This is a genomic window from Terrisporobacter petrolearius (assembly GCF_020748185.1).
Lineage (GTDB): Bacteria > Bacillota > Clostridia > Peptostreptococcales > Peptostreptococcaceae > Terrisporobacter > Terrisporobacter petrolearius.
On record NZ_JAHZMO010000006.1, the window covers coordinates 86,576 to 101,122 of the forward strand.

The 14,547-nt window shown below is 29.2% G+C and carries 13 protein-coding genes and 1 other annotated feature; of the genes, 12 read left to right on the forward strand and 1 reads right to left on the reverse strand.

Annotated features, from left to right (window positions below):
- Positions 1 to 2: 2 nt before the first annotated feature.
- The 9 genes from K0040_RS05655 (at position 3) to thrS (ending at position 11,372) form a co-directional block, all read left to right on the forward strand.
- Complete coding sequence (locus K0040_RS05655) at positions 3 to 1,331, forward strand: VanW family protein (protein ID WP_228107957.1); 1,329 nt, start codon at positions 3 to 5, stop codon at positions 1,329 to 1,331.
- Positions 1,332 to 1,449: 118 nt separating this feature from the next.
- Complete coding sequence (gene trmL, locus K0040_RS05660; RefSeq protein ID WP_074919979.1) at positions 1,450 to 1,920, forward strand: tRNA (uridine(34)/cytosine(34)/5-carboxymethylaminomethyluridine(34)-2'-O)-methyltransferase TrmL; 471 nt, start codon at positions 1,450 to 1,452, stop codon at positions 1,918 to 1,920.
- A gap of 30 nt (positions 1,921 to 1,950) precedes the next feature.
- Complete coding sequence (locus K0040_RS05665) at positions 1,951 to 2,796, forward strand: DegV family protein (protein WP_228107958.1); 846 nt, start codon at positions 1,951 to 1,953, stop codon at positions 2,794 to 2,796.
- A 270-nt stretch (positions 2,797 to 3,066) separates the two neighbouring features.
- Complete coding sequence (locus tag K0040_RS05670) at positions 3,067 to 4,101, forward strand: BMP family lipoprotein (RefSeq protein ID WP_228107959.1); 1,035 nt, start codon at positions 3,067 to 3,069, stop codon at positions 4,099 to 4,101.
- A gap of 397 nt (positions 4,102 to 4,498) precedes the next feature.
- On the forward strand, positions 4,499 to 6,070 hold the full coding sequence (locus tag K0040_RS05675) for an ABC transporter ATP-binding protein (protein ID WP_228107960.1): 1,572 nt from the start codon (positions 4,499 to 4,501) through the stop codon (positions 6,068 to 6,070).
- On the forward strand, positions 6,060 to 7,151 hold the full coding sequence (locus tag K0040_RS05680) for an ABC transporter permease (protein WP_228107961.1): 1,092 nt from the start codon (positions 6,060 to 6,062) through the stop codon (positions 7,149 to 7,151). The genes K0040_RS05675 and K0040_RS05680 overlap by 11 nt, the downstream gene beginning before the upstream one ends.
- Positions 7,151 to 8,086 (forward strand): ABC transporter permease, encoded by a 936-nt coding sequence (locus tag K0040_RS05685; protein ID WP_228107962.1) that lies wholly within the window; start codon positions 7,151 to 7,153, stop codon positions 8,084 to 8,086. Before K0040_RS05680 ends, K0040_RS05685 begins: the two co-directional genes overlap by 1 nt.
- Positions 8,087 to 8,318: 232 nt before the next feature.
- Positions 8,319 to 9,113, forward strand: a complete 795-nt coding sequence (locus K0040_RS05690; RefSeq protein WP_228107963.1) for a putative sporulation protein YtxC — start codon at positions 8,319 to 8,321, stop codon at positions 9,111 to 9,113.
- 57 nt (positions 9,114 to 9,170) lie between these two features.
- Positions 9,171 to 9,397: a binding site (T-box leader), on the forward strand.
- Between the two features lie 55 nt (positions 9,398 to 9,452).
- Complete coding sequence (gene thrS, locus K0040_RS05695; protein ID WP_228107964.1) at positions 9,453 to 11,372, forward strand: threonine--tRNA ligase; 1,920 nt, start codon at positions 9,453 to 9,455, stop codon at positions 11,370 to 11,372.
- Between the two features lie 46 nt (positions 11,373 to 11,418).
- Here thrS and ftsH read toward each other — a convergent pair whose 3' ends face one another.
- Positions 11,419 to 12,819, reverse strand: a complete 1,401-nt coding sequence (gene ftsH / locus K0040_RS05700; protein WP_228107965.1) for an ATP-dependent zinc metalloprotease FtsH — start codon at positions 12,817 to 12,819, stop codon at positions 11,419 to 11,421.
- Positions 12,820 to 13,244: 425 nt separating this feature from the next.
- On the opposite strand from ftsH, the gene infC reads away from it, so the two are divergent.
- From infC to rplT, 3 genes are all read left to right on the forward strand, one after another.
- Positions 13,245 to 13,736 carry a translation initiation factor IF-3 gene (infC, locus tag K0040_RS05705; protein ID WP_331476277.1) on the forward strand — a complete coding sequence of 164 codons (492 nt, stop codon included), beginning with the start codon at positions 13,245 to 13,247 and terminating at the stop codon, positions 13,734 to 13,736.
- Between the two features lie 27 nt (positions 13,737 to 13,763).
- Complete coding sequence (gene rpmI / locus K0040_RS05710) at positions 13,764 to 13,958, forward strand: 50S ribosomal protein L35 (RefSeq protein ID WP_018592041.1); 195 nt, start codon at positions 13,764 to 13,766, stop codon at positions 13,956 to 13,958.
- A 74-nt stretch (positions 13,959 to 14,032) separates the two neighbouring features.
- Positions 14,033 to 14,389 carry a 50S ribosomal protein L20 gene (gene rplT / locus K0040_RS05715; protein ID WP_074919969.1) on the forward strand — a complete coding sequence of 119 codons (357 nt, stop codon included), beginning with the start codon at positions 14,033 to 14,035 and terminating at the stop codon, positions 14,387 to 14,389.
- Positions 14,390 to 14,547: the final 158 nt, after the last annotated feature.

Below are 14,547 nucleotides of genomic sequence, written 5' to 3' on the forward strand. Positions count from 1 at the left end.
TATTGAAAAGACTTAAGATTGCAATATTTTTATCATTAATAATTGTATCCTTAAGCGATGTAGTCTTAAGTAATGCGATTGAACCTGAAGGAAAAATACACAAAAATATTTATGTTAGAGATGTTGATTTATCTAATTTAACAAAAGAAGAAGCTATAAAAAGAATTAATAAGATATTAGATGACAGAGATTCTTTTTCATTAAAATTTAATGGTGAAAATTATGTTTTTTCTAAAAATGACATAGAAACAGACTATGATGTAAAAGAAGTAGTTGAAAAAGCATATAGTATTGGCAGAGATAAAGGAATCATAGCTAATATAAAGACAAAAAGGAGTTTGTCTATGGGCAAAAAGGTAATACTAGATTATAGTATTACTTACGATGAAAAGAAACTAGATAAATATTTAAAAGAACTGAACAAAAAAATATATATAAAACCAATAAGCGCAACTATAAGAGTAGTGAATGGCAAAATTATTGTAACTAAAGAAAAGGATGGATATAAATTAAATAAAGACCGATTAAAAAATGTAATAATTAAAAAAATAAAAGACTTAGATAATGAAGATGAAATTATACCTACTTTATTAGTTAAGCCATTTTATTCTTATAATGATTTAAGTAAAATTAATACTTCTTTAGGAAGTTTTGAAACTTGCTTTAATGCCAATAATTATAATAGATCAAATAATATTAAATTAGCATCAAACGCAACTAGCAATATACTATTAGACAAAGGAGAAGTGTTTTCTTTTAATTCATATATACAAAAATCTCATATTAATAAGTATTTAAAAGAAGCTCCAGTAATAATAAATGGAAAACAAGAAAAAGGAATAGGAGGAGGTATGTGTCAAGTATCGAGCACTATTTATAATGCGGCTTTATATTCTGGAATGAAAATAATTAATGTGAGAAATCATTCTATACCAAGTCCTTATATTGAAAAAGGGAGAGATGCTACTGTATCAGGTGGAACTATAGATTTAAAATTTTCAAATGAATTTGATAGTCCTATTTTAATACACAATCAGATTATAGGTAATAAAATTGTTTGTACTATTTATGGAAATAAAAAAGATGATAAAGATATTGAAATTATAACAGAAACTACAGACATACTTCATAATAGAACAATTAGAAAAAATAGTGAAAAATATGACCTTGGTATAAAGGCAATAGAACAAGAAGGCAGAAAAGGATATAAAGTTCAAACTTATAGAGTATATAAAAGCGCATTGGGAAACAAAACAGAATATATAGGTGAAAGTTATTATCCTCCTCAAGATAGAATTATTGTATATGGAACAAAAGAATTGAGAAAGTAATGGCCCAAAAAGCAACTTTAATTAAAAGCATTTTCTGTTATAATGTATTTAGGAAGATATTAAAGTTGCTTAAAATTAAGCGAAATTGATAGATTAGTAATTTAAACGGAGGAACGTTATGTCAATAAACGTAGTATTAGTAGAACCTGAAATACCTCAAAATACAGGAAATATAATAAGAACTTGCGCGAATACAGGTGCAACGTTGCATTTAATAAGACCTCTAGGTTTTTCATTGGAAGATAAATATTTAAAAAGAAGTGGATTAGATTATTGGGATATATCTGATATAAGATACTATGATAGCCTAGAGGAGTTATTTGAAAAATATCCTGAAGGAAAGTATTTCTATTCTACTACAAAAACAAATCAATCTCATTCAGATATGAAATTTGAAGATGGTTGCTTTTTAGTTTTTGGAAAAGAAACCAAGGGGTTACCAGAAACTCTATTAGCAGAAAACAAAGAAACATGTATGAGAATACCTATGGTAAAATTAGAAAAGGCAAGATCTTTAAATTTATCAAATTCAGTTGCTATAGTTGTTTATGAAGCTTTAAGACAAATTGGTTATCCAAATATGAGATAATTATAATGACAAAGGAAGGAGATTAACGAGATGGATGAGATTAAAATAATATGTGATAGTTTGTCTGATGTTAACAAAGAATACTTAGAAAAGTATGATATAGATGTTGTACCACTAACGGTTATACTTAATGAAAAGGAATATAGAGATGGTATAGATATGCAGCCAGAGGAATTTTATAGAATTTTAAGGGAGGAAAATGCATATCCAAAAACTTCTCAAGCTACTTATGCTCAATTTAAAGAAATTTTTGATAAATACACAAAAGATGGTAAGAAAATATTATATATATCAGGATCTGCAGTAGCTACAGGTACATGTCAAAGTGCTATAATGGCTAAAAATGATACTGAAGGAGAAATATATATATATGATAGTAATAATTTAACTTTTGGGGCAGGTTTCTTTGTCGTTAAAGCAGCTGAAATGATAAATGAGGGTAAAACAATAGAAGAAGTGTTTAAAGCATTAGATGAAATTAAAGAAAAATATGTTCTTATGTTTTCAGTAGATACTTTAGAATACTTAAAAAAAGGTGGAAGAATATCTTCTACTAAGGCAACTGTAGGTAGTTTATTAAATATAAAACCCATATTAGAGGTTAAGGACGGATTAGTTTCTCAAGTTGGCCAAGTAAGAGGTAAGAAAAACGTACTAAACAAAATGATTGAATGCATTAAGGAAAGATTAGGGGACGACTTAGAGCAAGAAGAAGTTTACATAGGATATAGTGATGACTTGAAAGAAAGAGAAAAGCTTACTGAAATAGCTAAAGAAGTTTTCAAACCTAAAAAAATAGGATATTTTATAATAGGCACTTGTGTTGGTTCACATTCAGGCCCTGGTGTAGGTGGAATATTAGTATTTAAAAAATAGAAAAAATTAAGGAGGTATTAAAGACCTCTTTTTTTTATGTAAAAATATTCGGCATAATATGCACAAATATGTAATGAAATGCAAAAATATTCTGTAAATAAAACATTAATATGTAAATAAATTATAATATAGTGTATCATATTTAAAATAATGACTAGTAATTTGATGAAAAATGTAAAAAAAATTTTAAATAGTATAGATAAAATATTAAAAATAGTATAAAATAAAAAATATAAGAGACGAAATACTTATATTTTTCAGGAGGGACTTATGAAATTAAAAAAATTAGTAGCTTTATCATTAACAATGGTAATGTCTGTAGGTTTATTAGTTGGATGTGGATCTAAAAAAGATGAAGCATCAGAGAAGGTAATAAAAATAGGTATGATAACTGATGTTGGTGGGGTGCATGATGAATCATTCAACCAATCTTCGTGGGAAGGTTTGCAAGCAGTTGAAAAAGAATTAGGAAAAGATAAAATTGAAGTTAAAGTTTTAGAATCAAAACAAGATTCAGATTATGATTCAAATATAGATCAATTTATAGATCAAGATATGGACCTTATAATAGGTGTTGGATATAAATTAGATAAGTCTATAGAAAAAGCATCTAAGGCTTATCCAGAGCAACAATTTGCAATAGTAGATTACGCTTACGAAAAACAACCAGAAAATGTAACTTCTTTATTATTTGAAGATAACGCTTCTTCTTACTTAACAGGATTAATAGCTGGCAAGATGACAAAAACTAATAAAGTTGGTTTTATAGGTGGTATGAAAGGTGTAGTTATATCTAAATTCGAAAACGGATTTAAAGCTGGTGTTAGGGATGCTAACCCAAAAGCAAAAATATCAGTACAATATGCAAATAGCTTTTCTGATCAAGCTTTAGGAAAATCTATAGCAAATTCAATGGTTAAAAATGGTGTAGACGTAGTATTCCCAGCTGCAGGTGCTGTTGGAACTGGTGCTATAGAATCAGTTAAAGAAAATGGGAAAATGGCTATAGGTGTTGATAGAGACCAAAATTCATTAGCTCCAGATAACGTAATAACTTCAGCTATGAAAAATATAGATGTTGCTGTTGGTAACTTAGCAAAATCATTTGTTGACGGTTCTTATAAATCAGGTGAAGTTATAATAGGTTCATTAGCAACAGGAGGCGTTGGTATAGCTCCAACTTCAGACAAAAATGTTCCAGCTGACGTATTAGAATATGTTGAAGCTAAAACTAAAGAAATAGTTGATGGAAAAATAAAAGTTCCAGCAACTGATAAAGAATACAAAGAATTATACGAAAAATAAAAATCTTAGGGTATAAATTCTTAAAATACATATTCCACCAAAGAATATATATTCTCTGGTGGAATATTTTTTTTGATATACTATTCAACTATAATAAATAATGTAATACATATAATAAAAATATGGTAAATTTTTATAAATGTTGGCAAGAAGTATATAAAATGATATAATTGTTTAGTTAAATATTGTACACTAATTACAATATAATATTTAAGTGATACACTAATTAACGATGGTAATGATTAAAAATCATATAATATTTTATCTTATAAATATGGAATCTATAAAAATTAATTCTGCTTAACAAATAGATTATATGATTTATGGATAATATATAGATATATTATCCGTTTTTTATTATGAAAAATATAGTCAGACAAGGAGGGCTAAAAAAGCTATGAATAACAATAGCATTGACTACAGTCAAAAAGTTGTTGAAATGAAAAATATAACTAAAAAATTCGGCGACTTCATAGCAAATGACAACATTAATTTGACTGTGCATAAAGGAGAAGTGCATGCGCTTTTGGGAGAAAATGGAGCAGGTAAATCTACTCTTATGAATATATTATATGGACTTTATAATCCTACATCAGGAGAGATTTATATTAATGGAGAATTAGTAGATATAAGCAATCCAAATGTAGCAATATCAAAGGGTATAGGTATGGTACATCAACATTTTATGCTTGTTCAACCATTTACAGTAGCTGAAAATATAGTACTAGGCACAGAGCCAACAAAAAATGCAGGTGCTTTAGATATGAAAAAAGCCATAGATGATGTTAAAGAAATATCATCAAAATATGGGTTATTCGTTGACCCTATGGCTAGAATTGAAGATATAACAGTGGGTATGCAGCAAAGAGTTGAAATATTAAAGGCATTATATAGAGGTGCAGAAACTTTAATTCTTGATGAACCTACAGCAGTTTTAACTCCACAAGAAATAACAGAACTTATTAATATTATAAGAAATTTAACAAAAGAAGGAAAATCAGTAATAATAATTACTCATAAACTTAAAGAAATAAAATCTATAGCAGATTACTGTACTGTAATTAGAAGAGGTAGATACATAGACACTGTAAAAGTAGCAGATGTAACGGAAAATGACTTAGCTGAAAAAATGGTAGGTAGAGAAGTCAACTTCAAGGTTGACAAAAAAGAAGCAAATACAACTAAAACAGTTTTATCAATTAGAGACCTAGTAGTAAAAGATAATAGAAGAATAAGAGTTGTTGATGGGCTATCTTTAGAAGTAAAAGCAGGAGAAATACTTGGAATAGCTGGAATAGATGGAAATGGTCAATCAGAATTAGTTGAAGCGCTTACTGGTCTTAGGAAAGTTGAATCTGGTCTTGTAGAAATAAATGGCCAAGCAGTAGTAAACAACAAGCCAAAACAAATCTTCAAAAAAGGTATAAAGAATATTCCTGAAGATAGACAAAAAAGAGGTCTTGTTTTAGATTATACAGTTGCTGAAAATATTGTTTTACAAAACTACAAGGACAATAAATATTCTAAAAATGGAATATTAAATACTGAAGCAATTAATAAAAAAGCTGAAGAAATAATTAAAAGATTTGATGTTAGACCCAATGATCTTAATGCTAAGGCAAGAGGACTATCTGGTGGGAACCAACAAAAAGTAATTATAGGTAGAGAAGTAACAAATATAGAAGCTTCTAGAGAAAACAGTCATGAACCACAACTATTAATAGCAACACAACCAACTAGAGGGTTAGACGTAGGAGCAATTGAATTTGTCCATAAATCACTAGTTGCTCAAAGAGATGCAGGAAATGGAGTTCTTTTAGTATCATTAGAGCTTGATGAAGTAATGAATGTTTCTGATAGGATAGCAGTTATATATGAAGGAAAAATAGTTGATGTATTGGATGCAAAAGATGCAGATGAAAATACACTTGGAATGATGATGGCAGGAGGTGACTGTAATGGAAAATAGCTTAAAAACTAAGAAAAAATCTTTTATAGATGATGCTGTTAAGTTTTCATTCTTATCAATCCTTCTAGGTTTACTTGTTGGAGCAATAGTTCTTATTATTTCAGGAAACAGTCCTATAGAAGCTTATGGAGCTATGATTGAAGGTATAATTGGAAAGCCTAAATATATAGCGTGGACTATAATAAAGGCTACGCCATATATTCTTACGGGTCTTTCTATAGCATTTGCTTTTAAAACAGGATTATTTAATATAGGTGCAGAAGGCCAATTTATAATAGGTGCACTAGTTGCAACAGTAGTTGGATATAGTATTAATTTACCAGCTATAATTCATATTCCTTTAACAATGATTTTAGCTGGGCTTGCAGGAGGACTTTGGGGTTCAATAGCAGGTTTTCTAAAATCTAAGTTTGGAATAAATGAAGTTATAGCAACAATAATGCTAAACTGGATTGCTTTTTACTTAAGTAATTTCATGGTATCAAGTTCGTTTATATCGGTACCAAACAGTGAAGCTTCAGTAAATATACAAGATAGTGCAAGTATAGGCATAGATTGGTTAAAAGGTTTAGTTGGGCCAGCTACTAGTGTCAACTGGGGTATAATTGTATCCATAGTTTTAGTACTTGCAATATGGTTTATATTAACAAAAACTACTTTAGGTTTTGAGCTTAGAGCAGTTGGTCACAACAAAGATGCGGCAGAGTATGCTGGAATAGATGTTGGGAAATCAATATTAAAGTCTATGGCTATAGCAGGTTTATTAGCAGGAGTTGCAGGTGCGATACAAGTTATGGGTGTAACTCATAATATAACAGTTCTTGCAGCACAAGAAGGATATGGATTTGATGGTATAGCAGTTGCTTTAATAGCAAACAGTAATCCGATAGGAGTAATATTCTCAGGATTATTATTTGGTGCATTTAAATACGGTGGAATAAAAATGCAATCTGTTGGATCACCATCAGAAGTAATAAATATAGTTATAGGATCCATAGTATTCTTTATTGCATTAAGTAATGGATTAAGAATGTTATATATAAAAATGAAACAAAAGAAAGCAAAAGGGGGTAATGTATAATGCAAGACTTAGCGATTATAATTAGTACAACGTTAATGTATTCAACTCCCCTTATATATACAGCATTAGGTGGAGTATTCTCTGAAAACTCAGGTATAGTTAATATAGGTTTAGAAGGTATGATGACAATAGGTGCATTTGCAGGAGCTGCAACTGGTTTTATAACAGGTAATCCTTGGTTAGCTTTTTTAGCAGGAGGATTAGCAGGAGCATTCTTTGCATTAATACATGCTTTTGCAACTATTAGCTTTAATGCAGACCACACAATATCAGGTGTTGCAATAAACTTATTGGCGCCAGGTTTTGCTTTATTTATATCTAAAATAATGTTTGCTGGAGCAACTACAACACCAACAATACCAATGGAGAATAAAATACCAAGAATATTTAATGGCACATTTCCATCAGGTAGTATATTAGACACAATTTTTAATAACTATGCAACTGTATATCTTGCATTTGTATTAGTAATAGTAGCATACTATATTTTATATAAAACTAAGTTTGGTCTTAGAATAAGATCAGTTGGTGAGCATCCAGGTGCTGCAGATACATTAGGAATAAATGTTTCTAGAGTAAGATATAGTTCAGTTTTAATATCTGGATTTTTAGCAGGGCTTGGTGGGGCTTCAATGTCACTTGCATTAGTTTCTTCATTTAGACCTACATTAGTATCTGGACAAGGGTATATAGCTATGGCAGCTGTTATATTCGGAAAATGGAGACCTCAATGGGCAGCACTTGCTTGCTTATTATTTGGTTTCTCTACAGCGTTATCTGTATACTTTGGAAGTCCAACATTACCATTTACAATAAATGAAAACTTATTATCTATGATACCTTATGTTGTAACATTAATAATATTAGTGTTATTTGTTAAGAGTTCTAAAGCTCCGTCAGCTTTAGGTAATCCTTACAAAAAGGGTGAAAGATAATCAATTAAAAGCTATGAAAATTAAATTTTCATGGCTTTTTGCGTATTTTTATGCATAGAAAAATATATTTAATTTCAACTTATAAAATTTTAAAAAATGTTTAATAATATAACTATCGGTAAAATTATAAATAATTTATCGGGGTAAAGTGTATTAAAACCATGACAATATATAAAAAACGATGTATTAAACTAGAATAAGTTTCTTTTAATTATTTGGAAGGGGCGATACAATGACAGACAGAATGATGCAAATAAGTTTTTTACCCCAAGATATAGGACTAATTAAAGAATATTTCCATGGAAAGAATTACTCTAAACTGATTAGTTATGATAAAACTTTAGACAGTATATATGTGAATATGTCTAAAATGAAAAGTTGTGACACACTTTGCTCAGGTATTGCAGACTTAATAATAAGTTTGATAAAAGAAAGAGATTTAAAAGAGTACATATGGAAAACTTACACTAATATAAGTGAAGAGGATAAAAAAAGTGTATATATAGAAGCTGTAAATTTATTTGACAAAAAAGAAGATTTTATAAAAGAAACTATATACAGTAAAGTAAATGAATTTATTATAGAAAATAACGATTTAAACTTAGAAGGTTTTGTTAAATTCAGAATGAAAGATTTTATTAGTTATATTTCTATATTAAGTGATATTGCAATGGAAGAACATTTGATAAAAAGGGATAAAAAAGAATTCTTAGACTCTTTAAAATATTTTATCGATATACAAGAAGAAAAAATGGAACTACTTAGAATTACAATTATGAAAGATGGTAACTTTGTCCTAAGTGATGAAAATGGAAGCGAGGTTGAAAATCTTAATAACGAAGAACTTATGAATCTTGCTATGTCAGAAGACTTAAATAAAGAAGATATTTTAATAAGTGCAATAATGACATTATGTCCTAAGAAAATAGAAATACTTGATAATTCAAATAACCACAAATCAAAAGATATTATAGAAATGGTAAATCTATTATTTGAAGGGAAAGTAACGGTAATATATAGTAATTAATTATTATATTATGGTTGAATGATAAATACCTATCTGATATAATTAAAATTAATTAAAAATAGTGCTATGAAGAGACAAAGTAAAATAGATACATTGTTTTACAGAGAAGATGAGCCTTGGCTGTGAGCTTGTCTAAAACAATCCTATTTGAAAACTAACTTGGAGCAGAATTTAGTAACATTTACATGTGAAAGTATTCGGTTGACAACCTTATAGTCATCAAGAGGATATATATTTTTATATATCAACTTGGGTGGAACCACGAGATATAACTCGTCCCAATTTTTATGGGACGAGTTTTTTTTATTGTTAAAATAATATATTTTAGGAGGCAAAATTATGATACAAGTTACATTAAAAGACGGATCAGTAAAAGAATTTGAAAATGAACTTTCTGTCTTAGAAATTGCGAAATCAATAAGTGAAGGTTTAGCAAGAGCTGTTGTTGCAGCATCTATTAATGATGAGGTAGTAGGCCTTGATTATGTGGTTAAGGAAGACTGTACATTAAACTTATTTAAGTTTGATGATGTAGAAGGAAAAGATGTTTTTAGGCATACTTCTGCACATATGCTAGCACAAGCTATAAAAAGATTATATCCTAATGCTAAATTTGCAATAGGACCAAGCATAGAAAATGGATTTTACTATGATATAGATTTAGAAGAAAGATTAACTATGGAAGATCTTGCAAAACTTGAAGCTGAAATGAAAAAAATAGCTAAAGAAGATCAAAAGCTTGAAAGATTTGAATTACCAAAAGAAGAAGCTTTAGCTTGGGCTAAAGAAAATGGTGAAATATACAAAGAAGAGTTAATAAACGACTTACCAGAAGGTGAAATAATATCATTCTATAAACAAGGTGATTTCACTGATTTATGTAGAGGACCACACTTATTATCTACTAAAAAAGTAAAAGCTGTTAAATTACTTAGTGTAGCAGGTGCTTATTGGCGTGGAGACGAAAAGAACAAAATGCTTCAAAGAATCTATGGTATATCTTTTGAGAAGAATAAAGACTTAGAAGAATACTTACATTTATTAGAAGAAGCTAAGAAAAGAGACCATAGAAAATTAGGTAAAGAATTAGATTTGTTCTTTATACCAGAAGAAGGCCCAGGATTTCCTCTATTTTTACCAAAAGGTATGGAGCTTAAAAATGCTTTATTAAAATTCTGGAGAGAAATACATAAAGAGGATGGATATGTAGAAATAGAAACTCCAATAATATTAAATCAAAAACTATGGGAAACATCAGGTCACTGGTACAACTACAAAGAAAATATGTATACTGTTAATATAGATGAAGAATTATATGCTATAAAACCAATGAACTGTCCTGGTTCATTAATATATTATAACCATAAACCTCATTCATACAAAGAATTCCCAATGAAGGTTGCTGAGCTTGGTAGAGTTCATAGACATGAGTTATCAGGTGCATTACATGGATTAATGAGGGTTAGAGCATTCACTCAAGATGATGCACATATATACATGTTACCAGAACAAATAAAAGAACAAATAAAAGGTGTTGTAGACTTAATAGATAGAGTGTATAAGACTTTTGGATTTGAATATCATTTAGAATTATCTACTAGACCTGAAAAATCAATGGGTACTGATGAAGAGTGGGAAGTAGCAGAAAATGGATTAAGAGAAGCTTTGGAAGAGTTAAATCTACCTTATATATTAAATGAAGGAGATGGAGCATTCTATGGACCTAAGATAGACTTCCACTTAAGAGACTGTATAGGAAGAACATGGCAATGTGGAACTATCCAGTTAGATATGCAAAACCCTCAAAGATTTGATATAACTTATATGGGACAAGATGGTGAAAAACATAGACCTGTTATGATACACAGAGTTGCATTTGGAAGTATAGAAAGATTTATAGGAATATTAATAGAACAATATGCTGGTAAATTCCCAGTATGGTTAGCTCCAACTCAAGTTAAAATATTACCTATATCAGACAAATACATGGACTATGCAAATGAAGTTAAAAAAGCTTTATTTGATGCAGGTGTAAGAGTTGAGATGGATGATAGAGCAGAAAAAATAGGATTTAAAATAAGAGAAGCACAACTAGAAAAAGTACCTTATATGTTAGTTGTAGGAGAAAAAGAAGCTGCAGAAAACCAAGTTGCTGTTAGATCGAGAGATAAAGGCGAAATGGGAAGTATGAATTTAAATGATTTCGTATCTGTGGTAGTAAAAGAAGATGAAGAAAGAGTTAATATAGTTGAACAATAATTAATAAAAAATAACCTAGGATTTAAATCCTAGGTTATTTTTATTTCTAGCAAGGTTCTTTTTGAATCAATGATTGCAATTCTTCTAAAGTCATAGTTTCCTTATCATATAAGTGATTAGCAACAATGTGTAAATCATTTATATTTTCTTTTAATAATTTTAAAGTTTCTTTATAGCACTGTTCAACAATTTGATTTGCTTCTTTTTGAATTTGTTGTGACATAAAAGATTTTGAGTTGCCTTCTATTGTCATAAAGCCTAATTTACTCATGCCATATTCACAAACCATTTGATCTGCAATGTCAGTAACTTTCTTTAAGTCATCTTTTGCTCCTGTAGATAAATGGTTAAATATAATTTCTTCAGCAGCTTTTCCAGCTAGTAAGATTTTGATTTTTCCTATTAATTCTTCTTTTGTGTAAATATATCTATCTTCATCTGGAAGTTGAAGCACATATCCTAGAGCTTCCCCGCGTGGAACGATAGATATTTTTTGTATAGGACAAATATTTACAATATTGCTGACTAAAGCATGGCCGGCTTCATGGTAAGAAACAATTTTCTTTTCTTTTTCAATTAATACAGAGTTCTTTTGCTCTATACCAGCAATCACTCTTTCTATTGCTTTGTCAAAGTGATAATTACTTATTTGGCTACTATTGTCTCTTACTGCAAATATAGCAGCTTCGTTAGCTATATTTGCTAAATGTGCACCATTAAAACCATGAGTTTTACGAGCTAATAATTTTAAATCAACATCTTTATGTAATGGTTTATTATTTGTATGAACTTTTAAAATTTCATATCTACTATTATAGTTGGGAGAATTGATACGTATATGTCTATCAAATCGTCCGGGTCTTAATAAAGCTTCGTCTAATAAATCAAGCCTATTTGTTGCACCGACTATTATAATATTATCATCTTTATTAAATCCATCCATTTCTACAAGTAGTTGATTTAGTGTTTGATCTTTTTCGTTGTTACTTTCAGAATGTCTTCTTGCTCCTATGGCATCAATTTCATCAATAAATATAATGCTTGGAGCTTCTTTTCTAGCTTTTTCGAAAAGGGTTCTTACTCTTTTGGCACCTACTCCAACGTATTTTTCAACAAATTCAGAACCTGTTACATTAAAGAAGGATGAATCTGTTTCTCCGGCAACAGCAGATGCGAGAAGTGTCTTTCCTGTACCAGGAGGACCATAAAATAGTATTCCTTTTGGTATTTTTGCACCCATTTTCATATATTTGTCAGGAGACTTCATAAAGTCTACAACTTCGAATAATTCTTCTTTTACTTCATCAAGTCCTGCCACATCTCTAAATGTGGTTTTGGGTTTACTGCTACTATGATCTTCAGTGCAGTTTTCTTTTTCCAGTTTTGTTTGAGCAAATACAGGAACTGGATTATTGATTTTTTTCAAAAAATTATTTATAATGTTCATATTAAACCACCTTTGAGGGATATAATTATTACTTACTTTATATTTTCCAAAGATGTAAAAATTTATTATAAAAAATAAAAAAAATAAACTTTTACATTAACAGTATTGTCATAAAAGAGAGCTTAGAAACAGAAAAACTGTAAATTTAATATATAGAAAAAAATATAAAAAAATAGTTGACAAATAACTTAAAGAAGCGTATATTATATGGAGTAGTGATTAAAACTACAAGAATAATTAGTAAAACAAGAAGAAGTCCGTTCTCGCCTTACGCCACAGGTTAGTAAGGTTAATATAAGTTTAGTTTATTCGTATTTGATAAACTAAGTGTAATTTTGACTTATATAGCGGATGATATTCAATCATTCGCTTTTTATTTTATATAAAAAATTTGGAGGTGTCCTACAATTAGCAAAGAATTATCAATCAATGATCAAATAAGAGATAAGGAATTAAGAGTTCTTTCAGAAACTGGAGAGCAGTTAGGTATTATGTCTTCTAGGGAAGCCCAAGCTATAGCAAATAGCAAAAATTTAGATTTAGTGAAGATATCACCAAATGCTAACCCACCTGTTTGTAAAATGATGGACTATGGTAAGCATAAGTATGAACAATCTAGAAAAGAAAAAGAAGCTAGAAAAAATCAAAAAACTATAACAGTTAAAGAAATAAGACTTAGACCAGGTATTGAGGCTAATGATTTAAATACAAAAGCTAATAATGCTATAAAATTCCTTAAAAAAGGAGATAAAGTAAAAGTTGAACTTCGTTTTAGAGGAAGAGAACTTGGACATAAAGATATTGGTAAAGAAGTTATGCTTAAATTTATTGATATAGTTAAAGAGTTTGGAGAACCAACAAAAGCCCCTGCATTTGAAGGGAATAACATGGTTGTAATTATAGATCCAAAAAAATAGATGATTAACTGAGAGGAGGAATTTATCATGCCAAAAATGAAAACTCATAGAGGAGCAGCTAAAAGATTTAAGAAAACTGGAAGCGGAAAATTAAAGAGAGCTAAAGCTTTCAAAAGTCATATATTAACTAAGAAATCAGCTAAAACTAAAATGAACTTAAGACAATCTGCTATAGTTACTAAAGGTGATGCTGAAAGAATAGCACAATTATTACCATACTAAGAAGTAATTAATTAAACTTAAGTAATAGAATCGAAAAAAAGACAACACACATAAGAATAAAGGAGGTCATGAACATGGCAAGAGTAAAAAAAGCGATGAACGCTCGTAAGAAGCATAAAAAAGTGTTAAAACTTGCAAAAGGATTCAGAGGATCTAGAAGCAAATTATATAGACCAGCTAACAATTTCGTAATGAAAGCATTAAAGAATGCTTATATAGGTAGAAAATTAAAGAAGAGAGACTTCAGAAAACTTTGGATACAAAGAATAAATGCAGCTGCTAGAATGAATGGAATATCTTATTCAAGATTAATGAATGGATTAAAATTAGCAGGTGTTGAAGTTAACAGAAAAATGTTATCTGAAATGGCAATAAATGATCCACAAGGATTTACTAAATTAGTAGAAGTTGCTAAAGCTAAATTAGCTTAATAGTTTCATATTATAATGAATGCTAAGCATCTATAAAAGACAATAGTCGTTTATAGGTGCTTTTTTGTATAGATATATTAAATTGCTCGAATAATAATATAAAAGGTTAAAAATAATTAATATGGTATAGTGTTGTTATTAACTAGTAATTGTTTTAT

Excerpts from the sequence above, each read along its gene's own strand:
- trmL (WP_074919979.1), top strand. The coding sequence starts at position 1,450 with ATGTCAATAAACGTAGTATTAGTAGAACCTGAAATACCTCAAAATACA.
- K0040_RS05665 (WP_228107958.1), top strand. The coding sequence starts at position 1,951 with ATGGATGAGATTAAAATAATATGTGATAGTTTGTCTGATGTTAACAAA.
- K0040_RS05670 (WP_228107959.1), top strand. The coding sequence starts at position 3,067 with ATGAAATTAAAAAAATTAGTAGCTTTATCATTAACAATGGTAATGTCT.
- K0040_RS05675 (WP_228107960.1), top strand. The coding sequence starts at position 4,499 with ATGAATAACAATAGCATTGACTACAGTCAAAAAGTTGTTGAAATGAAA.
- K0040_RS05680 (WP_228107961.1), top strand. The coding sequence starts at position 6,060 with ATGGAAAATAGCTTAAAAACTAAGAAAAAATCTTTTATAGATGATGCT.
- K0040_RS05685 (WP_228107962.1), top strand. The coding sequence starts at position 7,151 with ATGCAAGACTTAGCGATTATAATTAGTACAACGTTAATGTATTCAACT.
- K0040_RS05690 (WP_228107963.1), top strand. The coding sequence starts at position 8,319 with ATGACAGACAGAATGATGCAAATAAGTTTTTTACCCCAAGATATAGGA.
- thrS (WP_228107964.1), top strand. The coding sequence starts at position 9,453 with ATGATACAAGTTACATTAAAAGACGGATCAGTAAAAGAATTTGAAAAT.
- ftsH (WP_228107965.1), bottom strand. The coding sequence starts at position 12,819 with ATGAACATTATAAATAATTTTTTGAAAAAAATCAATAATCCAGTTCCT.
- rpmI (WP_018592041.1), top strand. The coding sequence starts at position 13,764 with ATGCCAAAAATGAAAACTCATAGAGGAGCAGCTAAAAGATTTAAGAAA.
- rplT (WP_074919969.1), top strand. The coding sequence starts at position 14,033 with ATGGCAAGAGTAAAAAAAGCGATGAACGCTCGTAAGAAGCATAAAAAA.